Source organism: Deltaproteobacteria bacterium (assembly GCA_020845895.1).
GTDB lineage: Bacteria > Lernaellota > Lernaellaia > JACKCT01 > JACKCT01 > JADLEX01.
In genome coordinates this window covers 13,616-38,287 of the sequence record JADLEX010000107.1, presented here as the reverse complement: position 1 = coordinate 38,287, position 24,672 = coordinate 13,616, and the positions used below count along the sequence as shown (strand labels likewise).

Genomic DNA, 24,672 nt, shown 5'->3' with positions numbered 1-24,672 from the left:
CCGCGAGGATCAGCCACCAGTAGCCGCGCGCGAAGTTGGCGAACGTGAGCAACGCCATCGTGATCGGCGGCAGCGCCTTGTTCATGCCCGCGAAGATCTGCGAGAGCTTCGGGATGACGAAGACCACAAGGAACGACACGATCAGCGCCGCCATGACCGACATGAGAATCGGATAGGTCAGGGCCGCCTTGATCTTCTGCTCGCGATCGAGCGTCTCTTCGGTGTAGTCAGCGAGGCGCGCCAGCACCGCTTCGAGCGTGCCCGACTCCTCGCCCGCGGCGACCATGTTCGTGTAGAGCGGCGGAAACACCTTGGGGAATTCGCGCAGGGCGTTGGCGAGCGAGGTGCCCTGCGTGACGCGGTCGCGAATCTGCGAAAACGTCTTTTGCAGAACCGGGTTCTCGACCTGCTTCGCGAGCGCCTGCAGCGAGTTGTCCATGGGGATGCGCGCGCCGATCAACGTGGCGAACTGCCGCGTGGCGATCGCCAGATCGCGGGCTTTGACGCGCCCGAGCAGCATGCGCAGGTCGATTTCCATCCCCAGGCCCTTGCCCCGGGTCGCCTTGCCCTGCTGCGTCTCCTCGACCATCGTCGGGAACTTGCCTTCTTTTCGCAGCTTGGCCTTGGCCGCCTTTTCGCTCTCGGCGTCGATGATCCCCGTGACATTCTTGCCCCGGGCATCCATGGCTTTATAGCTGTAGACGGTCATGGACTCAGACGATGTCTTCGCTGGTGACGCGCATGACTTCGGGAATGCTCGTGAACCCGAGCAGCACCTTGCGCGCGCCGTCCTTGCGAAGCGTGGCCATTCCGTTCGCGATCGCCTGTCGCTTGATCGTGTTGGCGTCGGAGTTTTTCAGGATGAGCTGCTGGATGTTCTCGCGCATGACGAGAATTTCGTAGATCGCCTCCCGATCGGAGTAACCGGTCTGCAGGCAGTTTGGGCATCCGACGGGGCGATACAGCGGGCCTGTGACGTCGGCGGTCGTGAGACCGATCTTGCCGAGTTCCTCTTCGGTCGCGACATAGGCTTCCTTGCACTGGGGGCACAGGATGCGCACCAAGCGCTGGGCCACGACGCCGATGAGGGAACTGGAAACGAGGAAGGGTTCGACGCCCATGTCGACGAGTCGCGTGAACGCGCTGGCCGAGTCGTTGGTGTGCAGCGTGGAAAACACGAGATGGCCGGTGAGGGACGCCTGAATCGCGATCTCCGCCGTCTCCAGGTCGCGGATTTCGCCGACAAGAATGATGTCGGGGTCCTGACGAAGAAACGAGCGCAGCCCCGACGCGAAGGTGAGTTCGATCTTGGGATTCACCTGCATCTGGCCGATGCCGGGGATCTGATACTCGACCGGGTCTTCGACCGTGAGAATGTTCACGTCGGGATTGTTGAGACGCACGAGCGCGGCATAGAGCGTCGTCGTTTTGCCCGATCCGGTCGGGCCGGTGACGAGGATGATGCCGTGGGAGTGACGGATGAGTTCCTCGACCAGCGCCAGCTTGGGCGGGTCGAGGCCCAGCGTGGACAGATCGAGACGCACCTGGGATTTGTCGAGCAGACGCATGACCACGCGCTCACCCCACGCCGTGGGGATGATGCTGGTACGGATGTCGATGTCCTTGCCGGCGATCTTGATGCGGATGCGGCCGTCCTGCGGCACGCGCTTTTCGGCGATGTTGAGCTTCGCCATGATCTTCACGCGGGTCGCGATCGCGTTGTGGAACCGTTTGGGCGGGCGAAGGATTTCGTAGAGCACCCCGTCGATGCGGAAGCGCACGATGATCTCGTTTTCGAACACCTCGATGTGAATGTCCGACGCGCGTTCCTTGACCGCCCGGTAGAGCAGGTGGTTGATGAGGCGGATGATCGGCGCGTCCTCGTCGGTGGCGTCGATCAGGTCCACCATCTCATCGAGGTCGAAGGTCGTCGGACCCTGATCATCCTCGAGGTCGTCGAGCACCTGCTCGGTGGTTTCCTTGGCGCGGTCGTACACGATGTTGATCGTGTCGAAGATGACGCCCTGCGTGGAGAGCACCGGGCGGATCTCGCCGCCCAGATAAATGCGCAGGTCGTCGAGCACTTCGTAATCGAGGGGGTTCGCACAGGCCACGCGGATTTTTTCGTCCTCGATGCGGATCGGCAGGATGAAGTTGCGCTTGGCGTAGCCGATCGGGACCTTTTGCAGCAGGGTGAGATCGACCTGATCGGTCGGGATCGAATCGACGAAATCGAGATGAAACTGGTCAGCGAGGGCCGCGAGCACGTCGGACTCGGTCGCGGCCTTCATCTTGATGAGGACCTCGCCGAGCATGCCGCCCTTGTCGCGTTGCGCGTCGAGCGCGGACGCGAGCGTTTCGGCGCTGATGACGCCGCGCTCGATCAGGATTTCGCCGATGCGTTTCGCCATGCGTGACGCGAGCTACTGGTCGATGGGGTCGAATTCGCCGCCCGACGAATCGCCCTCGCCTTCGCCGCCCGACGAATCACCCTCGCCTTCGCCGCCCGTGAAGCCTTCGTCGCCGGTCGTTTCGCCGGTCGTCGTGTCACCGGACGTCTGCGACTGCTCTTCCATCAGGCGGCGCAGACGCGGATCGGTTTCGATGGTGTCGTCGAGCGGCGCCTGGAAGTTCGACTGCCGCGGCGTGAGGTTGTTGTAATTGAACATCCGCATGTCGTCGTTGCGATCCGGGATGTGGTTCTTCTCGCGGAAGATCTCCTTGCGCGCGTTGGTCAGGCGCGTGACTTCCTCGAGGTCGCCCGAATCCTTGATGATATACGGCGTCAGGAAGATCAGCAGGTTGGTCTTCTGGACCTTGGTCTTGCTGGTCTTGAAAAGGTAGCCGAGCAGCGGGATGTCTCCGAGCACCGGCACCTTGGACTCGACCACGGCCACCTGATCCTTGAGCAGTCCGCCGATGATGACGGTCTGGCGGTCCTTGACGACGACGACCGTGTCGGCGGTGCGCTTGGCGGTGGTGACGCCGACCGACGCGGCGGACAGGCCCTCGGGGCTGTCGGTGACCTGACTGACCTCCTGATAGATCAGCAGTTTCACCATGTCCGACTCGTTGATCTGCGGAGTGATGCGCAGCGTGATGCCGACGTCCTGCCGCTCGATCGTGGTGGTCGGGTTGCTGTTGTTCGCCGAAAAAATCTGGCCTGTGATGAACGGAATGTTGTTGGCAACCACGACCTGCGCTTCCTCGTTGTCGAGGGTCAGCACGTGCGGCGTGGAGAGCACGTTGACGTCCTGATCGGTCGCCATGGCGCGGAACAACGCGCCGATGTTGGGGAAGGTTTCGCCGGCAAACGTGATGGTGCCGTCGGCCGCGCCGATGGCGAAGCCCGACACGCCCAGCGGATTCGCGGCGGCCTGCTGGATGCCGCCGTAGTTCGTGCCGCCGATGACCTGCACGCCTTCTTCCGTCACGTCGTTCGTGCTGCGGAATTCGAAGCCGAGGTCGAGGCCGCGATCGACGCTGATTTCCATGATGAGCGCTTCGACGAAGACCTGACGCCGCGGGATGTCGAGTTTGTCGATGACTTCCTTGAGAATCTTGAAGTCGCGGTTCGACGCGATGATGACGAGCGAGTTGGTCGATGCCTCGGCGGTGATGCGCACCGCGCCGTCGAAGTCTGCGAGAAAGCGTCCCGACGTCGCGGCGATCCCGGATGTGCCGCGTCGGTCGAGCTGCGAGCTGCCGAGACCCGCCGCGCCCGAACGGCCGCCCAACGCACCGGTCAAACCCCGGGCCATGCTGGATGAAGCGCCGCCCCGGCCGGACAATCCGCCCAGCGCCTGCGACCGCGGGTCGTTGCCGAGCTGCCCCTGACGACGGTTCGCGGCCGTTCCGCCCATGCCGCCTGCGCTGCCGCCCGCGAGTTCGGCGAGCGTTCCCGCGAGTTCCTCGGCGTCGGCGTTTTCGAGATACACGACGTGGATCTTGCCTTCGCCGCCGGGCAGCGGCGTATCGAGCTTGGCGACGAGTTCGCGAATCTGCTGCACGCCGAACTTGCTGGCCTTCACGATCAGACTGTTCGTGCGCGTGTCGGCGATGACCTTGGTCTCGTCCGATCCCGCGATCGAAGCCGATGCGCCCGCCTGTCCCGCCATGCCGGGCAAACGTCGCGCGCTCAGCGCCTGGCGACGCTCCTGCAGCCGCGCCTGAAGCGGCGACGCTCCGGCGCCGGACGACTTCGCCCCCGGCTGCTCGAACAGCTCCAGCACGACATCGGCGAGAATGTCCGCCGAGGCGTACTCGAGCGGAATGACGATGACTTCCTGATCCGCCCCCGCCACGTCGAGGCGCTGCAGGATCTTCATGAGGCGCGTGATGTTGCTCGCGGAGTCGAGCACGATGACCATGTTCGACGGGCCGTACGCAAAGATGTTGCCGTCGGCCGAGACCAGACCGCGAAACGCCGTGGCCACGTCGTTTGCGTCGATGTTCTTGAGCGGAACGAGCTGCGTGATGAACTGATCGTTGGAGCGCGGCACGCCCGCGGTATTGGTCGCGATGGGCGAGGTCTGCGCGTCCTTGATCGGGATGATCTTCGTGATGCCGCCGACGTCCACCGTGGTCAGGCCGTTGACCGCGAGCACCGACATGAAGATGTCGTAGGCCTCGCGCGGCGTCACCTTGGTCGGGCTGATGATCGTCACCGTGCCCGCGACGTTTTTGTCGATCATGAAGTTCTTGCCGGTCATCTCCGACATGATCTTCACGATCTGCTTGATGTCCGTGTCAGTGAAGTCGATGGAGACCGACTTGCTCTTGTCGTCCAGATTCGGCACGGGACGCGGCGTGGTGGCCGACTTCGTGCTGTCGCCGTCGGCGCCCGTCTCGCCGGTGATGCCGGCTTCCTTCATGGCCTCGAGCGCGCCGGGCATGCTCTTGAACACGTCCTGCAGCGCCTTGGTCATTTCGGCCGGATCGGGCCCGGGCTGACCCTTCTCTTTCGGCGGCTCCCCATCGGCGGGCGGTTGCTCGCCGCCGTCCTTTTTCTTCTCGTCGCCGGAATCCTCGCCCTCGTCCTGGGCGAACGCGGGCACAACCGCCCACATGAGCATCGCCAGCAGGCAGGCCCAGACCACCAGTCCACGTGTTCCGAAACCGGTCAGACGGATCATCCCTCGATATCCCTTGATTTCATCGCCGCCGAATCGCACCGACCTCAACGCACCGCGTACGACAGCGACCGGCGCTGCCCCTTGCGCGTGATGTCGACCGCAATGTTCTTCGCGTCCTTGATTTCGCTCATCAAACGCATCGCATCCTCGGGTCCCTTGAACTCGACGCCGTTGATACGGTGCAGAATGTCGCCGTCTTCTAGCCCAATTTTCGCGTAAAGGCTATCGGCCTTGATCTTCGCGATCTTCAGTCCGGCGATCTGTCCCTTCTCGAAATGCGGCACCACGCGGGCGCCGCGCATCATCTTGCCCCAGTTCGAAAACGCGTCCTCCACGACGGCCTTGTCGATCGTGAAGTTGTCCTCTCCGGCCTTCGAGATGCCCTCGGCGATTTCCTCGGCGTTCGCGGAGAAAAGCGGCATGCTTTGCGGGGCCTCGATCTCCGGAAGCTCCAGCACCTCGACCTTGTTGCCGCGCTTGATCTCGACGCGCTTGCGCTCGATCTTCACGACCTCGGCCTCGTCCTGCACCATGTCGCCCACGCGATAGACATCCACCTGATTGGCGACCTTGGCGTGGATCACGGACATCGCGTACACGTCGTTCCACGCGATCGTGCCGATGAGGGCGTAGTCGTCGGCGCGCTTGGCCGCCTTCGACGACCCGGTCAGCATGCCCTCGACGTACACAAACGCGGAATTGAAGACGTTTTTCCTCAGAATCGGTTCGTACTCGCCGATCGACACGTATCCGCGACCTTCCTTGACCTTGACCTCGCCCGCATCGACACGCGGCGTGCCGCCGATCTTGGCGTCGATGCCGCGCGTGACGAGCATCGCCATCTCCGCGGCGAGCAGCGCCGTGAACGCGAGCTTCACGATCCAGAAGTAGCGCTTGATGTATTCGGCGAAGATGTCCATCGCCCCAAACCGCCGTTCCATGCTTCGGTCGCCCCGATGGGCGACCAACGACCACTCGTTCGATGCGCGGCACTTTACGCCGATCCCGGCGCAACTGACAAGGCAAACAGCCCCGAATCAGACCCTTGGCGATCGGATTTGTTTCGCCAGGACGCAACGCTCCGCGTCGCTATAAGCACGTTCCATGCCGCTGGCGAATACCGGAGAATTCCTTAAGTCCCATGGCATTTCCATCCGAAATCCGTCCCAATCGGCGAAAACGGCTTCGCGAGACGGCACCCGGCGCGAACTTCGCTACGCATCGGCGCGGCTTGGCCGGTTGCGGGGGCGCTGATAGAGTCGCGCCATGAAAAAGGCCGCGTTCGCCGTCATCGCCGTGCTCATCGTGTTCGCGCTCGCCGAGACGGTTGCGCGTCTTGCGGGGAGCGGCGGCGAACAGGCGACATTCATGCGTTTCACGAACCCGCACCGCGAGCAGTCGGGGTTCGTGCCCGACGACCATCTGTTCTGGCGGCTGCGTGAAAATAACCCGTCGTGGGAGGTGAACGCATCGGGCTTTCGCGGACCCGACGCCCCACGCGAAAAACCCGCCGGGCAATTTCGCATCGTCACCCTCGGAGATTCGTGCACGTTTGGCCTTGGCACGCCGGGGCTGCGTTACGACGAAACCTACAGCGCGCGACTCGAACAACTCCTGCGCGAGGCAAAGCCCGGGCGCGACATCCGCGTGCTCAACTTCGGCTGCCCCGGGTATTCGAGCTTTCAGGGACTGCGTCTGCTGGAATCGAAGGCGGCGGCGTACCGGCCCGATCTCGTGATCGCCTATTTCGGCATCAACGACGGGTTCGACGCGGTCGGATTCGCCGACAAGGACCAGCGCCCCGTGGACGCGCCCGCGCTCGGCCCAATGCGCGGCGCGCTCGCGAAAAGCCGCCTTTACGCATGGCTGCGGGGCGGGCTCGTGCGTGCGCGGCGAACCACCGCGCCGGGAGAACCGCTGGAGCGCGTCGCGATCGATGACCACCACGCCAACCTCGACGCCATGGCGGCGCTCACCACGCGTATCGGCGCGAAAATCCACTTTATCGCCCCGCCGTATCTGGAGGAGTCTGACGGCTCGCTGCGCATCGAGACGCACCGCCGCCACGACCCGGCGATCGACGTGTTCCCCGAAATGAGCGCCGCGGCGGCGCGCGGCGAGACGGTGATCTTCGCGAGTCCAGACAACGTGCATCCCACGCCCGCGGGCCACGCCGCGATCGCGCGGGCGATCGCGGACGTCGTCGTTCCCGAGATTTCGGATTAGATCAGCGGACGGGACCCTGCGTCACTTCGCGGCGGGTTTGCGCTCCCGCCATGGCCCGCCCGGCGGCCAATCGGCTTCGAACGCCCGCGCTTCGACAAGGGATGCCATGATCGGACGGAGAAACGTCGCGACGGCGTCGATGACGCCAGCCAATCCGCCCGGATCGCGGGGAATTCTCATGCGCGCGGTAAAGGCTCGCCACAGCGCCGCCTTCGCCGGGTTGTCGGCAAACGCCCCGGCGAAGATCGTCGGGTTCGCCTCAAGATCCGTTCCGCGATTCGCGAAGGTGGCACGGATCGCATGCGAGAGCGACACCGCGTCGAACGGAAATTGCCGAGAAAGGAACCCAAGGTCGTAGATATCTCGCATTCGCGTATTGCGCAGGTCGAGTTTGACGGCGGCCTCGAATTTTTCCGCCACGACGCTTTCGCGACTGTATCCCTGGAGAATCGGCGCGGGCATGTCGAGGAGCGTGGGAAAAACGATTTCCGATTCGCAGGGGACGATCACATCGCCGAAACCCACGTCGATCTGGATCTGGACACGGGATACGCCGAGATTCCCGCGCGCAGTCGCTCGAACCCCGCTGTATTCGGCATCTTCCTTGATGACCACCCCGCGAACCGAATTCGGGTCGAACGCCATTCCGTCGGGTTCCACCATCATCACGCACACATCCCGGACCACGTCCAACACCGAGTCGACGTCGTTACGCATCCGGCCGAGCAGATCGATATCCATCGTCGGTCGCGACATCGGCGCGTCCCATACGGCCAGCATCAGCGCGCCCTTGAGAACAAAACGGCCGGCATGCGGCGATCGGGACAGGCGGTGGAGAAAACGCTCCATCGCGTATCGCTGGAACAGTTCGTCGAAGGGGCGATCAGTGCGCGCCGCGAGATTGCGCAGCCGCTGATGAACCGAAGCGGCCAGATCGGTCACGGCGTGTTTCGTCATAACACGGCATCCAGATACGGCGTCATGACGCGCTCCATGCGGCACGTGCGCGCGTATTCGAGGAGTTTCTTCACGCGCGGTTTTTTTCGTTCGCGGTATAGCTTCAGGGCCTCGAGCGCGACATCGAGTCCAATTGCGTTGCGAAACTTGAAGCAGTCCACCAGCGTCTTCTCCGCGTCGAAAATCCGCACGTTCACTCCGTCGATGGCATGCTGTACCACACCGATTCCGAACGCGGACGCGCTGAAACGGAACACCCGAATCGGCGGGTGGTCGAGGCGCGGGATTCGCGATCCGCGTAAAACAGCCAGATGCACCGCGCCGGGAATCTGCGTGGTCAGGCCGTGAAACGACAACGCCGAAATCAGACAGATCACGCCGCCGGGAACACGTGCCGCGACAACGGCCAGATCCGGCATGCGCGGCGGAGGAAGGTCGGTGAGGCGGTAGACGCCGCGGGCCAATCGCTCGATCCGACCTTCCGCCAATAAACCGGCGAGCGTTTCCGGGTGAATGCGCAGACGGACGGCGTCGGAATATTTCATGATTCCGCCCGCGCGGCGAAAAGCCGTCTCCGCACGGTCAAATCGGTTGTCGGCGGCCTTCATCTCGAAAGGACGATGATGATATTGTCATCATTTGTCAATATGTGAGAACATTATCATCATACGGTCGGAGGTCCTCACCGGCCACGCCGCGATCGCCCGGGCGATCGCGGACGTCGTCGCTCCCGAGATTCCGGATTAGATCAGCGGAAGAGGCTGGGCGCGGCGGACGCGGCCCATTCGAGCACGCGCGAGGGCAGCAGGCCGAGCCCGAGCACGCCGAGCGCCGAGAGCGCGAGCGCCGCGCGCGTGCCGAAGCCGAGTTCGGACTCGGTCGCGGGTTCGGTCGCTTCGGCCTCGCTCATGTACATGACCACGATGACCTTGAGGTAGTAGTAGAGGCTCACGAAGCTCGCCGTCACGGCCACGAGCACCAGCGCGGTGTCGCCCGCCTCGACCGCCGCGTAGAACAGGTAGAATTTCGCGAAGAATCCCGCGAAGGGCGGAATGCCCGCGAGGGAGAACAGGAACATCGCCATCATCGCGCCGAGCACCGGTCGCCGCCGCCCGAGGCCGCGCCACTCGGTGAGCGCGTCGCGTTCGCCGTCGCCGTCGCTGATCGCCGAGAGCACCGCGAAGGTGCCGAGCGTCATGAACGCGTACGAACCCAGATAGAACATCATGGCGGGCGTGAGCGCCTCGCTTTTGCCCGCGAGGCCGACCAGCACGTAGCCCGCGTGGGCGATCGACGAATACGCGAGCAGCCGTTTGACGTGATCCTGCATGAGCGCCAGGAAATTTCCGAGCACCATCGTGACGAGCGCGAGCGTCCACACGATCGGTCGCCAGTCGTCGAACTGGCCACCGAACGCAACCTGAAACACGCGAATCGCCGCGGCGAACGCCGCCGCTTTGACGCCCATTGCCATGAATCCGGTCACCGGAGCGGGTGCGCCCTGATAGACGTCCGGCGCCCACATGTGGAACGGCACGGCCGCGACCTTGAACGCAAAACCCGTCAGCAGCATCGCGAGACCGACCTTGAAAAGCGTCGGTTCGGCAATCGCCCCGGCGGCGGCGGCCCGGGCGATCGCGGCCAAGTGAACCGTGCCGGCCGTGCCGTACACGAGCGCGATGCCGAAGACGAGAATGCCCGACGCGAACGCGCCGAGCGTGAAATACTTGAGCGCCGCCTCGGTGCCGAATTCGTCGCCGGGGCGAATGCCGACCAGCACGTAAACCGCGAGCGACATGATCTCGATGCACACGAGCACGGCGATGAGATCGGCCGACGCCGCGAGCAGCGACATGCCGACGGCGGCGAAAACGAGCAGCGCGAAGAACTCGCACTCCTGAATGTCGCGACGGCGCAGATAGTCCATCGACAGCAGCGACGAGATCGCCGCGCCGGTAAAGATCACGATCTTGAAGAAGGTCGAAAATCCGTCGACGCGAATCGCGCCGAACAGCGTCTCGGTCGCCGCGTGGCGATACACGAAGGAAAGCGCCACGGCCACGACGAAGCCCGTCACCGCGATCCACCCGGCGCTGTGGCGATTGCTTTCGGCGCGCGAAAACGCTCCGAGCAGCAGCAGCAGGAACGCGAAGCCGCACAAAACGAGCTCGGGCGCGAGAAAGGCCAGTCGGTACTGCGAGAGGTCGATATGGAACATGCGTTACGCCCTTTTCATCCGCTCATTTCGCCGTCGCGCCCAGATCCGCGACCGCGGTCGTCGCGCCCAGATCGGCGACAAGCGCCACGGGTTCACTTTCCGCGTGCGCCGTCGCCATCGCCGCGGCCGCGACGCGCGCGTTCAGCGCGTCCACCGACGGCTGCATCCGGTCGAGGAACGGGCGGGGATAGAGCCCGATCACGAAGATAAACGCCAAGATCGGCAACAACACGGCGATCTCGCGCGCCGACAGATCCGGTAGGCGCCGGTTCTCCTCGTGCGTCACGGGCCCGAACATCACGCGCTGGAACATCCAGAGCATGTAGACCGCGCCGAAGATCACGCCCGTCGTGGCGAGGACCGCGAGCACGAGTCCCGCGCCGCCCATGCGCGCGATGCCGATCGCGTGCACGGCCTCGGGCCAGTTGCCCGCGAGCGCCGCCGGGAAGACGGCCTTGTACGCGCCGACGAGAATCAGGAACTCGCCGATGAATCCGTTGGTGCCCGGCAGCCCGATCGAGCTGAGCGTGACGATCATGAAGAACACGGTGAAGACCGGCATGATCTTCGCGATGCCGCCGAAGTCGGCGATGAGCCGCGTGTGGCGGCGCTCGTAAATCATGCCGACGATGAGGAAGAGCGCGCCGGTGGAAAGCCCGTGATTGACCATCTGCAGGATCGCGCCCTGCACGCCCATCGCGTTGAACGCGAACAGGCCGAGCATGACGAATCCCAGGTGGCTGACGGAACTGTACGCGACGAGCTTCTTGATGTCGGGCTGTACCATCGCGACCAGCGCGCCGTACACGATGCCGATGACCGCGAGCGTCGCCATCATCGGGGCGAAGTCCAGGGCCGCAGCCGGGTAGAGCGGAATCGCGAGACGCAGGAAGCCGTAGGTGCCCATCTTCAGGAGGATCGCCGCGAGGATGACCGAGCCCGGCGTGGGCGCCTCGACGTGCGCATCGGGCAGCCACGTGTGGAACGGCCACATCGGCACCTTGATCGCGAACGCGAGCGCAAAGGCGAGGAACAACCACTGATCGACGCGAAGGCCGAGGATCACGGTCGCGGGCAGCTTCATGTCGTAGAGTTTCGCGATCTCCATCGTCGGCACGCCGTACTGCGCGAGCGCGGTGCGATAGAGCACGAAGATGGCGACGAGCATCAGCAGCGAGCCGGCCATCGTGAAGAGAAAAAACTTGACGGCTGCGTAGATGCGCCGAGCGCCGCCCCAGATCCCGATCATGAAATACATCGGGATCAGCATGAGTTCCCAGAAGACGTAGAAGAGGAACAGATTGGCGGAGACGAACGCGCCGATCATCGACGCCTGAAGCAACAACAGCGAGAGCATGAACTCTTTTTCCATGCGGTCGATGCTGCGCCAGATCGACAGGACGACGATGGGACCGAAGAAGGTGGTGAGCATGACGAGCCACAGCGACAGGCCGTCGATGCCGACGTGATAAGCGATGTCGAAGCGCGGCACCCAGCGGTAATACTCGACGAACTGCATCGCCGCCGTTCCACCCTGAAACGCGAAGGCGAGCGGAATGGACACGACGAATTCCGCCAGCAGGATCGCGAAGCCGACGCCCTTGATGACGTGCGGGTCTTTGCGGCTGATGACGCCGACGATCGGCAGGCCGGCGAGCGGCAGGACGATCAGAAGCGTCAGATACGGAAAGATCAATTGCGGATTCGCGTCCATCGGACGTCTCCTAAACCAGCAGCCACAGGACCAGCACCGCCAGGCCCGCGAAAATCGAAAATGCGTACACGTGAATGTCGCCGGTCTGGATGGCGCGCACGCCCTCGCCGATCGCCTTGCCCACCCGGGCCAGCGCGTTGACGAAGCCGTCGGTGATCTTCACATCCACGACCTTCCACAGAAGGCTCTCCGAGCCGTTCTTGATCGGCTTCACCACCGTCGCGGCGTAAATTTCGTCCACGTAGAACTTGCCGAGCGACGCCCGGTAGACCGCGCCCGTCGCGCCGCCGCCGGCGAGCCGCGCGAGCGCGTCGCGTTTTTTCGTCCACAGGAAAACGCCGATGCCGATGCCGACGAGCGGAATGAGCAGGCCGACGACGAACGCCTTCATCTCCAGCGCGTGCAGGCCGTGCTCGCCGCCCCACGACTCGGCGAACGCGAAGGGCGCGGCGTGAAAGACCGGCTCCAGCCAGTGTTCTAAGACGTTGGGAATGCCGACCGCGCCGCCCAGAAATTTCGGGATGCCGATCCAGCCGCCGACGATCGACAGGACGCCCAGGGTCGAGAGGACGAACTTGATCGCCCAGCCCGGTTTGTGGGGATGCGCGGCGACGTGGTGATCGACGCGGCTCTCGCCGAAGAACGTCAGCACCGTGAGCCGCCACATGTAGATCGCCGTGAAGATCGCGGTCACCGCGCCCATGGCGTAGATGATGACGCTGCCGCGTTCACCCGCGAGCGCGCTCCACAAAATCTCGTCCTTCGAGAAAAATCCGCTCGTCACAAAGGGCAGACCCGAGATCGCGAGCGTCGCCGCGATCCACGAATAAAAGACCGGCTTCATGCCGGGCATGTTTTTGAGCGCACCCATTTTGCGGATGTCCTGCTCGCCGTGCAGGTAATGGATCACCGCGCCGGACCCGAGGAAGAGGCAGGCTTTGAAAAACGCGTGCGTCATCAGGTGAAAGATGCCCGCGGTGTACGCGCCGACGCCGACGGCCACGAACATGTAGCCGAGTTGGCTGACGGTCGAGTACGCCAGCACCTTCTTGATGTCGTTTTGCGTGAAGGCGATGAGCGCCGCCCACAGGGCCGTTAGTGCGCCGATCGCAGCCACCACGCCCATCGCCGTGGGCGCGACGTGGTAGAGGAACGACAGGCGCGCGATCATGTACACGCCCGCGGTGACCATGGTCGCGGCGTGGATGAGGGCGGACACGGGGGTCGGGCCCGCCATCGCGTCGGGCAACCACACGTACAGTGGAATTTGCGCGCTCTTGCCGGTGGCGCCGACGAACAGCGCGAGGCACGCGATGGTCACCAGCGCGGGCGACGCCGCGAAGGGCGCGTGCGCGAGCGCGGGAATGCTCGTCGTGCCGAATGCCGCGAACAGTAGCGACATGCCGAAGATGAAGCCGGCGTCGCCGATACGGTTGACGATGAACGCCTTCTTGCCCGCGTCGGCTTTTTCCGGGTCCTGATACCAGAAGCCGATCAGCAGGTAGCTGCACAGCCCCACGCCCTCCCAGCCCAGGAACAGACCGACGAGGTTGTCGGACAGGATCAGCACGCACATCGAAAAGAGGAAGAGGTTGATGTAGGCGAAGTATTTGCCGAAGCCCTCGTCGTCGCGCATGTATTCGGTCGAATACAGGTGGATCAGGAAGCCGACGCCGGTGACGACGAGCGCCATGACCGCGGACAGCGGATCGAGGTGAAAGCGGAACTCGATCGAAAGTGGGCCGGAGACGAACCACGTGTAGAAGAGATCGGAAATGACGCGTTCTTCGTGCGGCAGCCGCGCGAGGGAGATGGTCGCGGCGACGGCGAGGAGGAAGGACACGAATACGGTTCCGCAACCCACGAACGCAATCAGACGGCGCGGCGCGCGATAGGCGAACAGGCCGTTGAAGATCGCGCCGAAGAGCGGCAGGACCGGGATGAGCCACAAATAGCCGAGCGAGTGCATCGGAAAACCGCTCCGTTATCTCTTCAGGCTCGTGAGAGCGTCGACGTTGATGGTTCGCCGCGCGCCGAAGACCTTGAGGATGATCGCGAGACCCACCGCGACCTCGGCCGCGGCGATGGTCATGATGACGAACACCGCGACCTGCATGTCGATGTTGCCGGTGAACCGGGCGAACGCGATGAGCGCGATGTTCGCCGCGTTGAGCATCATTTCGAGCGACATGAGGATGATGAGCGCGTTTTTGCGGATCAGCACGCCGACCGCGCCGATGAGAAACATCACGCCCGCGAGCGACAGGAAGTGGTAGAGCCCGATCATCGCGAGCCCCCTTCCCGCTTCGCGTCCACGAGCCCCGTGCGCTTGTTCGCGTAGATCACCGCGCCCACGATGGCGATGAGCAGGAGCAGCGAAAGCGCCTCGAAGGCAAACGCGTATTGCGTGTAAAGCGACTCGGAAATCTGCTCGACGCTGCCGAACCCTTCGGGCAGCGGCTTCGGCTCGAAGGCGTTGTAACCCACGAGCCCTCCCGCCACGGCGAGAACAACGGCCACGAGAATCCCCACGACCTTGTTCGGCGTGATCGCCGGCGCACCCAGATCGTGCGGCTGCAGATCGATCAGCATGACGACGAAGAGGATAAAGACCATGATGGCGCCCGCGTAAACGAGCACCTGAAGCACCGCGAGCAGCCGCGCGTCGAGCAACAGGAACGCCGCCGCCGTGTCGAAGAACACGATGACCAGCAGGATCGCCGACTTGAGCGGATGCCTGGCGGTGATGACGCCGACCGAACACACCACGCCGACGAGCGCAACGATCCAAAAGGCCAGGTTGATGCCCAGTCCCGTCATGTCCCTCCCTCACCGTCGCGGCGATGAACTGTCCGCCGCGCACACATCGGGTCGCCGATCACCGACGCCCGTCACGACCCGAGCCGCCCGATTACTCGATGCGCGGGCGATAGCCCCGCGGCGCGTCCGCAAGGCTCGGACGGCGCGTCAGGTGCGTCAGATCCCACAGGAAATCCTCGCGGGCGTATTCCGCGAAGTCGTACTCGCCGGTCATGTAGATGGCGTCGCACGGACACGCATCCACGCAAAAACCGCACATCACGCACCGCAGTCCGTCGATGACGAAGGACTTCGGGCGTTTTTCGATCGCCGGGGTCGGCGATTCCTCGGCCACGATCTCGATGCAACGGGCCGGGCAGATCGTCGCGCACATCATGCACGCGACGCATTTCGTCGTGCCGTCTTCGCGTAGATTGAGCACGTGCCGCCCGCGAAACCGCTCGCCGTAGTCGCGTTTTTCCTCGGGGTAACTGACCGTCGGAAGTTCCCGGCGGTTGAACAGGTTCTTGATGAAATGGCGGAATGTGACGCCGAGGCCCTTGAACGCCTCGACCAGATAGACGGCTTCGCCCGCGGTCAGTTCGCGGACCGGCCGGCGCGGCGCGTCGCCTTCCGGTTCCAGTTTGTGCGCGGTTTGATGATCCATAAATGTCCTCGTCAGAAGGCCAGACCGACAAAGCCGGTCACCAGGATGTTCACGAGAGCCAGCGGCAACATCACCTTCCAACCCAAACGCATCACCTGGTCATAGCGGAAACGCGGAAGCGTCCAACGCACCCAGATGTACAAAAACAAGAAGAATCCCAGCTTCATGACGAACGCGCCGAGCTGCGCGATCGCCGCGACGATCTGGCCGGCCTGCGCGCTCATCGAGGTCGGAACGGCGAACGCGGCGGCCGCCAGCATCGCGAGGCCCGCGAGGCCGATGCCGATGGAACCGATTTTTTTGATTGGATCCGTCATGCGGCGGATCGCCGGGGAGATGCCGTAGGCGTAGATTTCATTCGTCACGAGGTGCCAGAAGAGCAGCCCCGTGCCGACTGCCGCGACACCGGCCCCGGCCAGCAGAATGCGCGCGACGAGCGGCGCGTTCGCGCGCAGCACGTCGGTGGGCGCCCACGGCACCTGCCATCCGCCGAAAAACAGCGCGACGACGAGGCAGCTCGCGGTCACCATCGCCACGTATTCGCTCATGAAGAAGACGGCGAATTTCATACCGCCGTATTCGGTGTGGTAGCCGGCGACGAGAGCCGACTCGTCCTCGGGCATGTCGAAGGGAAGGCGGTTGGTTTCGGCGTACGACGCCGCGAGGAAAAGCAAAAAGCCCAGCGGCTGCACGAACACGCCCCATTTGGGCAGCGTGAACAGGCCGAAGATGCTGATCGTTTCGCCCTGCGCCCGAATCAGATGATTGAGCTCGAACGACGACACGCCCTGGTAGGTGCCGAAGAGCATCAGCACGCCGACCACCGCGAGACCCATCGAGATTTCGTAGCTGACCATCTGCGCGGAGGAGCGCATCGCGCCGAGCATCGAAAACTTGTTGTTGGACGACCAGCCCGACAGGATCAGGCCGTATACGCCGAGCGACGCGATGGCGAAGACGAACAGCAGTCCGCCGTCCACATTCGCGGCCTGAAACGAAAACTCCCGCGCGCCGAGGCGGATCGAGTCGGCGAAGGGAATCGCGATCGGCACGACGACCGCGGGCACCAGCACCATGAAGGGGCCGATCGCGTAGAGCAGCCGGTCGGCCTTGGCCGGAACGAAATCTTCCTTCAGCAGCAATTTCGCCACGTCGGCCACGGCCTGGATGATGCCGAACGCCTTGAAGCCGAACACGTGCGTGCGGTTCGGACCGAGCCGGTCCTGCATGAGCGCGCTCGCGCGGCGCTCCAGCCACACCAGCACGGGCACGAGGGACACGAAGGCCATGACCACGACCACGACCTTGATCGCCATCAGCAGATAATCGATGCCATCCATCATCGCCGACCTTCTGTGTCAGGCGTAAAAAAACGCATCCTCATCCCACTTTGTCCTTCGGCGCCGCACCCGGCGCGATAAGCGCGCCCTCGGCCGGAATCATCTCCCACCGCAGATCGCCCAGCGCCGGCGTTTCCGACGCCACTGCATTGAACGCCGCCGCCGGTTTCGCGAGCGCGGCGTCCGCCGCGTCGAACTCCGCGCAGATTGTCGCGAGCCACGCGCCGTCGGCCCGCGCATCGCCGATCGGTCGGATCGCGCGCCAAAACCGCTGCACGCGGCCTTCGTAGTTTGTGAACGTGCCGTCTTTTTCCGCGTACGTCGCGGCGGGCAGCACCACGTCGGCGAGATCGAGCGCGCCGCACTCGCGTGTCGCATGCATCACGACGAACTCGATTTTTGTGCGCACGGCGCGCAGCTTGTCCGTCCAACCCGCCGCGTCGAACCGATCCGCATCCAGCACGTAGAGCGCGGAGATCTTGCCCTCGGCGGCGCTTTTCAGGATCGCCTCGACGCCGGGTCCGTCGCCGAAGCCCAGCAGCTTCGCGCCGGTCGTGTTGGGATTCTTGTCGGCGCGGCGCAGGATTTCGTCGACGCGGGTCTGCGTTTTCGTGAGGGAATCATCGATGCGAAAGTCGGCGACGCCGCCCATGTGCGCGACGAGACGTCGAAAGACGAACAGATCCTCGTTCGATGCCTGCGCGCTCGCGATGCCCGCGAAGCCGCCCTTTTTCGCGGCGATCGTCTTGAGCCGCGCCCAGACTTCGCCGATCGCCGTCCCGGATGTCGCGTCGGTCTTCTTCACGCGCGCGGTCTTCAGGCGATCCGGCGCGTTGATCGACTTGTAGCCGTAGCGGCCCTCGTCGCACAGCCACCATTGATTGACGGAGGCGTTCTCGCGGGCGCGCAGGCGCTTGACCTCGCCGCGCCGGTCGTCGACCCACGTGTTGCAGCCCGTCGAACAGCCGGGGCACACACTCTTGTGCGACTTGAGCCACCACACGCGCGCCTGAAATCGGAAATCGGTGGACGTCAGCGCGCCGACCGGGCAAATCTCGTGCAGGTTGCCCGCGTAGCCGTTGTCGATCGTACCGTCGCCCGCCGCCTCGATTTCGGAGTGCGTGCCGCGCATGGCGATCGTCAGTTCGTTCGTCTTCGTGATCTCCTGGCAGAAACGAACGCACCGGCTGCACAGGATGCAGCGCTCCTGATCGAGCACGATGTGGGGCGGCAGGGGGACGATCTTTTTCTTGTGCACCTTCGGGAAGACGACGTGGTTGTCGTGCATCCCGACGGTCATGTAGTAGTCCTGCAGCTTGCACTCGCCGGCCTGATCGCAGATCGGGCAGTCGAGCGGGTGGTTCGTCAGCATGATCTCGAGCACGCCGCCGCGGCCCTCTTTGGCCCGCGCGCTCTGCGTGTGGACGACCATCCCCTCGCCGCACTGCGTGGAGCAGCCGGTGACGAGTTTGGGCATTTTTTCGACTTCGACGAGACAGATGCGGCAGTTGCCCGCGATCGACAGTCCCGGGTGGTAGCAATAGTGCGGCAGTTCCATGCCGAGCCGCATCTTCGCCGCCTGCAGGATCGTCGTCCCCTGCGGGACCGTCACCGATTGTCCGTCAATGGTCAGCGTCACGTCGGCCATTGGTCATTCCGTCCTAATGTCCCTCGCCGAAGGTCCATGCCGGGAACGGGCAGCCCTTGCCATCGAGGTGCGCGATGAATTCGTCGCGGAACTTCGTGGCGTAGGACTGCGCGGGCATGACGGCCGCGTCGGCGAGCGGGCAGATCGTGTTTCCCGCCATCTTCTTCGAGACCGACATCAGCAACTCGATCTCGTTCATCGAGGCCTGGCCGGTTTCGATCATCTTCGTCAGGTTCGCGAGCCACGGCGTGCCGTCGCGGCACGGCGTGCACTGCCCGCACGATTCGTGGGCGTAAAAGCGCATGAGCACCATCAGCGCGCGCACCATGCACGTGCCCTCGGCCATGACGATCACGCCGCCCGAGCCGAGCATCGTACCCTTGGACGCGGGCGATTCGAAATCGAAGATCAGGCCCTCGGTCTCGGCCGCGGTCAGGATCGGCACCGAGGAACCGCCCGTGATGAGCGCCTTGAGCTTACGACCGCCGCTCACGCCGCCGCACACGTCGTTCAGAATCGTCGTAAACGGGGTGCCCAGCGGAATCTCGTACACGCCGGGACGGTTCACGTGGCCCGACACCGAGAAGAGCCGCGTGCCCGCGCTCTTGGCCGTGCCGATCTTCGCGTACTGGGCGCCGCCCTTCGCCAAAATCCACGGCACCGCCGAGAGCGTCTCGACGTTGTTCACGACCGTGGGTTTGCCCCACGCGCCGTATACGGCGGGAAACGGCGGCTTGAGGCGCGGATACCCGCGCTTGCCCTCGATCGACTCGATGAGCGAGGTCTCCTCGCCGCAGATGTACGCGCCCGCGCCCCGGTACACGTGCAGGTCGAAATCGACCCCGGTACCCCACAGATTTTTGCCGAGCCAATTTTTCGCGTAGGCCTCGGCGATCGCGCGGCGCACGATCTCGGCCTCGATCACGAATTCGCCGCGGATGTAGACGTAACCCTGGCGCGCGCCGAACGCGAAGCCCGCGATGATCATGCCCTCGATGAGCTGATGCGGATGCTGCGTGAGGAGCAACCGGTCCTTGAAGGTGCCCGGCTCGCCCTCGTCGGCGTTGCACAGCAGATACTTGGGGCCGTCGCCCTTGGGCACGAACGACCACTTCATCCCCGTGGGGAATCCCGCGCCGCCGCGCCCACGGATGCCGCTGGCTTTCACCTCGGCGATCACGTCGTCGGGCGTCTTCGTCTTCAGCACCGTTTCGGCGGTCTTGTAGCCGCCCTGGCCGACGTACCAGTCCAGATCCCGCGTCCGCGGGTCGTCGACCTGGGGCTTCAGATCCCTGAGCAATACAAGCGGGCCGGCCATCGTCAATCGCCTTCCGAGTAAACCGTCAGCTTTTCGCCCACCCGGCGACGAGGTCATCGACCTTTTGCGGGGTGAGTTTTTCGTAATACGTGTCGTTCACCTGCATCACCGGCGCAGTTCCGCACGCGGCAAGACACTCGACCCGCGAAATCGTGAACTTGCCGTCCGGCGACGTCTCGCCGCACTTCACACCGAGTTTCTTTTCGAGGTAGCCGATGAGCCCCTCGGCGCCCATCAGCGAACAGCTCAAATTCTGGCAGACCTGTATGTGGTAGCGGCCCACCGGCTTGGTGCGGTACATCGTGTAGAACGTGACGACGCCCTGGGCGTCGGCCACGGGCACGCCCAGTTCCTTCGCGACCGCCTCGATCGCCGCCTCGGACAGCCAACCGAATTGCCGCTGCGCGATGTGCAGCGCGGGCATCAGCGCCGAGCGTCGCGTGGGGTATTTCGTCGCCTCCTCGGCGATCGCCTGCTTGCTTGCTTCCGACAGCGTCCAGTCCATGGGTCCGGTTTCCCTAGCGGTCGAGTTCGCCCGCGATGATGTTCAGACTGCCGATGATGGCCGTGAGGTCGGGCACCATGTGGCCCACCGCGATGTGCTCGATAGCCTGCGCCACCGCGAAGCACGGCGGCCGCACCTTCACGCGGTAAGGATTACCGCTTCCGTCGCTGACGACGAAAAAGCCCAGCTCGCCGTTCGCCGCCTCGGTACTCGAGTACCACTCGCCCTTGGGCACCTGAATGCCCTCGAACACGAGCTTGAAGTGGTTCATCAGCGATTCGATGTTGCCGTAGGTCTCTTTTTTCGGCGGCAGCGCCACGCGCCGGTCGTGCGTGATGATCGGCCCTTCCGGCAGATGATCGAGCACCTGGCGCATGATGCGAAACGACTGCGTGATCTCTTCCAGACGCACCCAGTATCGGTCATAGCTGTCGCCGTTTTCGGCCAGCGGCACGTCGAAATCGAGTTGGTCGTAGCCTTGATAGGGCCGCGCCTTACGGACGTCGTAGTTCACGCCGCTCGCCCGGGCGCACGGTCCCGTCCAGCCCCACGCGATGGCGTCTTCCTTCGACACGGCGCCCACGTCGCGGGTGCGTTCGATGAAGATGCGGTTGCGCTCGATGAGACGGCGCACATCGTCGATGAATTTCGGACCCTTGGTCAGAAACTCCTCGGCCTCTTTCCAGAAGGTTTTGTGCAGGTCGAAGGCCACGCCGCCGATGCGCAGGTACGACGTGGTGAGCCGCGAGCCGCAGGCGTGCTCGATCATCGTGTACGCCATCTCGCGGACCGTGAAGAGATACCAGAGGTTGGTGAGCGCGCCGAGGTCGACCAAGCCCGGTCCCAGGCACACGCAGTGGTCCATGATCCGGTGCATCTCGTTGAAAAACACGCGAATCGCCTGTGCGCGCGCGGGGACCTCGATCCCCATCCAGTCCTCGATCGCCTTGCACCAGCCGAGGTTGTTCATGACGCTGGAGCAGTAGTTCAGGCGGTCGGTGAAGGGGATGACCGTGTTCCAGGTCTGCTGCTCGGCCATCTTCTCGAAGCAGCGGTGCAGGTAGCCGATCTCCATGCGCGACGCGACGATCGATTCGCCGTCGAGCCGGAGCTTGAGGCGAAGCGCACCGTGCATGATCGGCTGGGCGGGGCCGAAATTGAGGATCTGCGTCTCGCCCTCATCTCGGGTGGCGAGCTTCAGATCGGCGGTCCGGGCGGCGGTGGATGTCATCGTTGCAGTCATGCGCTTGCCGCTCTCATTCGAATTCGAGGTCCCAGACCTCGGTGCAAAGCTGCCGTTTGCCGTGATCGTAATCCTTGCGCAGGGCGTGGCCGACGAACTGGTGGTGCGTCAGAATCCGACGCAGGAACGGGTGCCCCGTGAATTCGATGCCGTACAGGTCGAACGCCTCGCGCTCGAACCAGTTCGCGCCCTTCCACACACCGGTCACGGTGTCGATTTTGGCGTCGTCCTCGTCGAGCAGAACGCGAAGGCGAATGCGGTGATTGTGCCCGAGCGAATACAGGTGATAGATCACGCCGTAACGCGGCATGTCGGGATCGAACTCGCTGTAGTCGACGCCGCAGACGTCGATGAAATAGTTGAAGAGCAGGTCGGGATCGTCGCGCAGAAAGGTGCAGATTTCGACGATGCGCTCGCGACGAACGGTCACGGCGTCATCGCCTTCGCGGACCGTCACGTCCACGATCTGATCCGCGAACCGCTCGCGCAGCTTTCCGATCGTTTTCGGTTCGATGTGTCCGGCTTCTTCGGTCACGTGTCCGGCTTCCTCGGTCATCGGTTCACCCAATCGTCTCCCGTTGCTGTCAGCCCAGGTTCTTCGGCGCGGCCTCGGTTTGGGCGAGACGGCGGTTGAGCCGTTCGCGCGTGTTGAAGTCGAAACCCTCGCGCTCAATGCGCTCCTGCAACTTGATCAGCCCGTGCAGCAGCGCCTCGGGCGTCGGCGGGCATCCGGCCACGTACACGTCCACGGGCACGAACTCGTCGATGCCCTGCACAACGTGATACGCGCGGTAGAATCCTCCCGACGAGGCGCACACGCCCATCGAGATCACGTATTTGGGTTCCAGCATCTGGTCGTAGATTTTTTTCAGGATCGGCGCCTGCTTGTCGGTGATCGTTCCGGCGACGATCATGCAGTCCGACTGGCGCGGCGAAAAACGCACCACCTCGGCGCCGAAGCGCGAGGCGTCGGTGTAACTGGCCATGTACGCCATCAGTTCGATGCCGCAGCAGGCGGTGCCGAACGTGTAGGGCCAAAGCGAACTCTTGCGCGACCAGGATGCGACCTGCGCGGTGCGCTCCTTGAGCGCTTCGACCAAACTCGAAAGTTTGGATGTGTAAACGACGCCGTCCAAGCCGTGCTCGCCCGTGACGTTGTCGTCCTCGCCCTTCACCATTCCAGCGCTCCCTTTTTCCAGATGTAGGCGAGCCCGACGCCGAGCACGCCGAGGAACCCGAGCATCTCGATGAAGCCGAACACGCCGAGCTTGGGATAGGTCACCGCCCACGGAAGGATCAGCACCGCCTCGACGTCGAAGACAACGAAGAGCATGGCGACCAGAAAGAACTTGACCGAGAATCGGCGATGCGCGCCGCCCGACGGGGGAACGCCGCACTCGTAAACGTCTTCCTTGCTCTCGTCGTGCGGTGTCCGCGCGCCTTTGCGTGGACCGGGAGGAAGGAACTTCGCCAGCAGCAGGAGGGTGGATAAAAGGATCACCCCGAAGCCCGCGGCGATGAGTACGCCCAGATATTGTTCCATGGAAGGACTCCCAGGGAGGGAGAGGGGAAAAGTGCCCCAATTCCATTTCAAAACGCCCGTGCGGAAACGAGCGCGGCGAGACTAGAACTCCCCCGTGAGACTGTCAAGAAAGCGAGCATGCAAATCCTCCATCGACGTCCAGTAGGAAATTCACGGTGCGGCCATAACAAAACGTAAGGAAAATTCAGGGCGCGCGGATGCCCCGTCAGGACGCCACGACTTCTAACTTATTGATATTTCAGAGCAATTCAAAATAACCGTCGGTTGGCACGAAGGTTGATAAGACCCCTCCGGGTGCATGAAGGGGGTTTTCCATGCGTTGCTCGCGCCAAGGACGGTCGGGTTTCACTCTCGTCGAGGCGATGGTTGTCATCGCCATCCTCAGCATCATGTCCGCCATCATGATCCCGCGCATGCTGCGGGTCCGATCGGCGGCCGATCTCGCGGTCGTTTTGGATCAGATGAAGGACGTGCAGTCCATCGCGACGATCCACTACGCCGAAACCGCGATGACTCCAACAATCGAACAGATCGACGCGGTCTACACGCGCAACGGCCACGACTCGCTGATCGGTCGCTACGCGGTCGTCCCCGTCGCGGGACAAGGCGGATCGGCGCCGATGAAGCTCGCCGAGGTCGGCGAGGACGGCTACGAGCCGCAGCGTTACGTGATCTGCAGTCTCATGGAGATCAGCGGCTACGCGTACGTGTACGGCCTCGACGACAACCCGCCGATGGTGGCCGGGTTGGGCGCCGATCCGGTCGGTTCCAGCGTTTGCGGCTCGGGACAGTCGTCGAACGGTTCGCCGGCGTCTCCGCCCGACGACAACGGCTCCCCGTCCGCTCCGCCGGATGACAATGGCTCGCCGTCGGCTCCGCCGGACGACAACGGGTCCCCGTCCACTCCGCCGGACGACAACGGTTCGCCGTCAGCTCCGCCCGACGACAATGGCTCGCCGTCGGCTCCGCCGGACGACAACGGTTCCCCGTCAGCTCCGCCGGACGACAACGGTTCCCCGTCGACTCCGCCCGACGACGACGGCAACGGCAACGGAAACCCGGGCAACCATGCCGACGATGACGACGACGATGATGGACATCACGGCGGCGGTCACGACAACGATGACGACGACGATGATGATGGCCACGGGCACAAGGGCAAGGACGACGAAGGTGACTGCGATCTCGACAAATCCTGCCCGCCGGACAAGAAGTGGAAGAACCACGGCGACTACGCGAGTTGCATCGCGCACGCCAAGAAGCAGTGCGAGGAAAAAGTGAATCACGGGTCGAAGCACAAGGACGACGAAGGCTGCCAGGGGGGACACCACTGACGCGGCTCGTCTCCATATCGACCGA

General features: G+C 63.8%; 22 protein-coding genes. 2 read left to right on the top strand and 20 right to left on the bottom strand.

Features of this window, described 5'->3' with window-relative positions:
* The 4 genes from IT350_14775 to IT350_14760 form a co-directional block, all read right to left on the bottom strand.
* Nucleotides 1-709, bottom strand: a 709-nt coding sequence (locus IT350_14775; GenBank protein MCC6159312.1) for a type II secretion system F family protein, incomplete at its 3' end; no start/stop codon positions are given.
* Nucleotides 710-713: 4 nt separating this feature from the next.
* On the bottom strand, nt 714-2,315 hold the full coding sequence (gene gspE, locus IT350_14770; protein ID MCC6159311.1) for a type II secretion system ATPase GspE: 1,602 nt from the start codon (nt 2,313-2,315) through the stop codon (nt 714-716).
* Between the two features lie 108 nt (nt 2,316-2,423).
* Nucleotides 2,424-5,135 carry a type II secretion system secretin GspD gene (gene gspD, locus IT350_14765; GenBank protein ID MCC6159310.1) on the bottom strand — a complete coding sequence of 904 codons (2,712 nt, stop codon included), beginning with the start codon at nt 5,133-5,135 and terminating at the stop codon, nt 2,424-2,426.
* A gap of 44 nt (nt 5,136-5,179) precedes the next feature.
* On the bottom strand, nt 5,180-6,076 hold the full coding sequence (locus tag IT350_14760) for a hypothetical protein (protein ID MCC6159309.1): 897 nt from the start codon (nt 6,074-6,076) through the stop codon (nt 5,180-5,182).
* 325 nt (nt 6,077-6,401) lie between these two features.
* On the opposite strand from IT350_14760, the gene IT350_14755 reads away from it, so the two are divergent.
* A complete protein-coding gene (locus IT350_14755) occupies nt 6,402-7,361 on the top strand; it encodes an SGNH/GDSL hydrolase family protein (GenBank protein MCC6159308.1) in 960 nt (319 codons plus the stop codon).
* Between the two features lie 21 nt (nt 7,362-7,382).
* Here the strand turns inward: IT350_14755 and IT350_14750 are convergent, their stop codons facing one another.
* From IT350_14750 to IT350_14675, 16 genes are all read right to left on the bottom strand, one after another.
* Nucleotides 7,383-8,318 (bottom strand): nucleotidyl transferase AbiEii/AbiGii toxin family protein, encoded by a 936-nt coding sequence (locus tag IT350_14750; GenBank protein MCC6159307.1) that lies wholly within the window; start codon nt 8,316-8,318, stop codon nt 7,383-7,385.
* Entirely contained in the window at nt 8,315-8,926 is a 612-nt protein-coding gene (locus IT350_14745; protein ID MCC6159306.1) for a type IV toxin-antitoxin system AbiEi family antitoxin domain-containing protein, read from the bottom strand. Before IT350_14745 ends, IT350_14750 begins: the two co-directional genes overlap by 4 nt.
* A 140-nt stretch (nt 8,927-9,066) precedes the next feature.
* The gene (locus IT350_14740; protein MCC6159305.1) at nt 9,067-10,536 is read right to left on the bottom strand and encodes an NADH-quinone oxidoreductase subunit N; all 1,470 of its coding nucleotides are present in this window, start codon (nt 10,534-10,536) and stop codon (nt 9,067-9,069) included.
* 22 nt (nt 10,537-10,558) lie between these two features.
* On the bottom strand, nt 10,559-12,250 hold the full coding sequence (locus tag IT350_14735) for an NADH-quinone oxidoreductase subunit M (GenBank protein MCC6159304.1): 1,692 nt from the start codon (nt 12,248-12,250) through the stop codon (nt 10,559-10,561).
* 10 nt (nt 12,251-12,260) lie between these two features.
* Nucleotides 12,261-14,219, bottom strand: a complete 1,959-nt coding sequence (nuoL, locus tag IT350_14730; protein ID MCC6159303.1) for an NADH-quinone oxidoreductase subunit L — start codon at nt 14,217-14,219, stop codon at nt 12,261-12,263.
* Nucleotides 14,220-14,234: 15 nt separating this feature from the next.
* Nucleotides 14,235-14,537 carry an NADH-quinone oxidoreductase subunit NuoK gene (gene nuoK, locus IT350_14725; GenBank protein MCC6159302.1) on the bottom strand — a complete coding sequence of 101 codons (303 nt, stop codon included), beginning with the start codon at nt 14,535-14,537 and terminating at the stop codon, nt 14,235-14,237.
* Nucleotides 14,534-15,070 carry an NADH-quinone oxidoreductase subunit J gene (locus tag IT350_14720; GenBank protein ID MCC6159301.1) on the bottom strand — a complete coding sequence of 179 codons (537 nt, stop codon included), beginning with the start codon at nt 15,068-15,070 and terminating at the stop codon, nt 14,534-14,536. Before IT350_14720 ends, nuoK begins: the two co-directional genes overlap by 4 nt.
* A gap of 91 nt (nt 15,071-15,161) precedes the next feature.
* The gene (locus IT350_14715) at nt 15,162-15,716 is read right to left on the bottom strand and encodes an NADH-quinone oxidoreductase subunit I (GenBank protein MCC6159300.1); all 555 of its coding nucleotides are present in this window, start codon (nt 15,714-15,716) and stop codon (nt 15,162-15,164) included.
* 11 nt (nt 15,717-15,727) lie between these two features.
* Complete coding sequence (locus IT350_14710; GenBank protein ID MCC6159299.1) at nt 15,728-17,059, bottom strand: NADH-quinone oxidoreductase subunit H; 1,332 nt, start codon at nt 17,057-17,059, stop codon at nt 15,728-15,730.
* Between the two features lie 37 nt (nt 17,060-17,096).
* Complete coding sequence (locus tag IT350_14705; protein MCC6159298.1) at nt 17,097-18,704, bottom strand: (2Fe-2S)-binding protein; 1,608 nt, start codon at nt 18,702-18,704, stop codon at nt 17,097-17,099.
* A gap of 13 nt (nt 18,705-18,717) precedes the next feature.
* The gene (nuoF, locus tag IT350_14700) at nt 18,718-20,022 is read right to left on the bottom strand and encodes an NADH-quinone oxidoreductase subunit NuoF (protein MCC6159297.1); all 1,305 of its coding nucleotides are present in this window, start codon (nt 20,020-20,022) and stop codon (nt 18,718-18,720) included.
* Nucleotides 20,023-20,047: 25 nt separating this feature from the next.
* Nucleotides 20,048-20,527: an NADH-quinone oxidoreductase subunit NuoE gene (gene nuoE, locus IT350_14695; protein ID MCC6159296.1), complete on the bottom strand. Its 480-nt coding sequence runs from the start codon at nt 20,525-20,527 to the stop codon at nt 20,048-20,050.
* 13 nt (nt 20,528-20,540) lie between these two features.
* Nucleotides 20,541-21,758, bottom strand: a complete 1,218-nt coding sequence (locus IT350_14690) for an NADH-quinone oxidoreductase subunit D (protein ID MCC6159295.1) — start codon at nt 21,756-21,758, stop codon at nt 20,541-20,543.
* A gap of 25 nt (nt 21,759-21,783) precedes the next feature.
* A complete protein-coding gene (locus tag IT350_14685; protein MCC6159294.1) occupies nt 21,784-22,326 on the bottom strand; it encodes an NADH-quinone oxidoreductase subunit C in 543 nt (180 codons plus the stop codon).
* A gap of 28 nt (nt 22,327-22,354) precedes the next feature.
* Nucleotides 22,355-22,948: an NADH-quinone oxidoreductase subunit NuoB gene (nuoB, locus tag IT350_14680; GenBank protein MCC6159293.1), complete on the bottom strand. Its 594-nt coding sequence runs from the start codon at nt 22,946-22,948 to the stop codon at nt 22,355-22,357.
* Nucleotides 22,942-23,313 carry an NADH-quinone oxidoreductase subunit A gene (locus IT350_14675; GenBank protein MCC6159292.1) on the bottom strand — a complete coding sequence of 124 codons (372 nt, stop codon included), beginning with the start codon at nt 23,311-23,313 and terminating at the stop codon, nt 22,942-22,944. Before IT350_14675 ends, nuoB begins: the two co-directional genes overlap by 7 nt.
* A gap of 314 nt (nt 23,314-23,627) precedes the next feature.
* Between IT350_14675 and IT350_14670 the strand changes: the two genes are divergently transcribed.
* Nucleotides 23,628-24,647, top strand: coding sequence for a prepilin-type N-terminal cleavage/methylation domain-containing protein (locus IT350_14670; GenBank protein ID MCC6159291.1), 1,020 nt, complete (start codon nt 23,628-23,630; stop codon nt 24,645-24,647).
* Nucleotides 24,648-24,672: the final 25 nt, after the last annotated feature.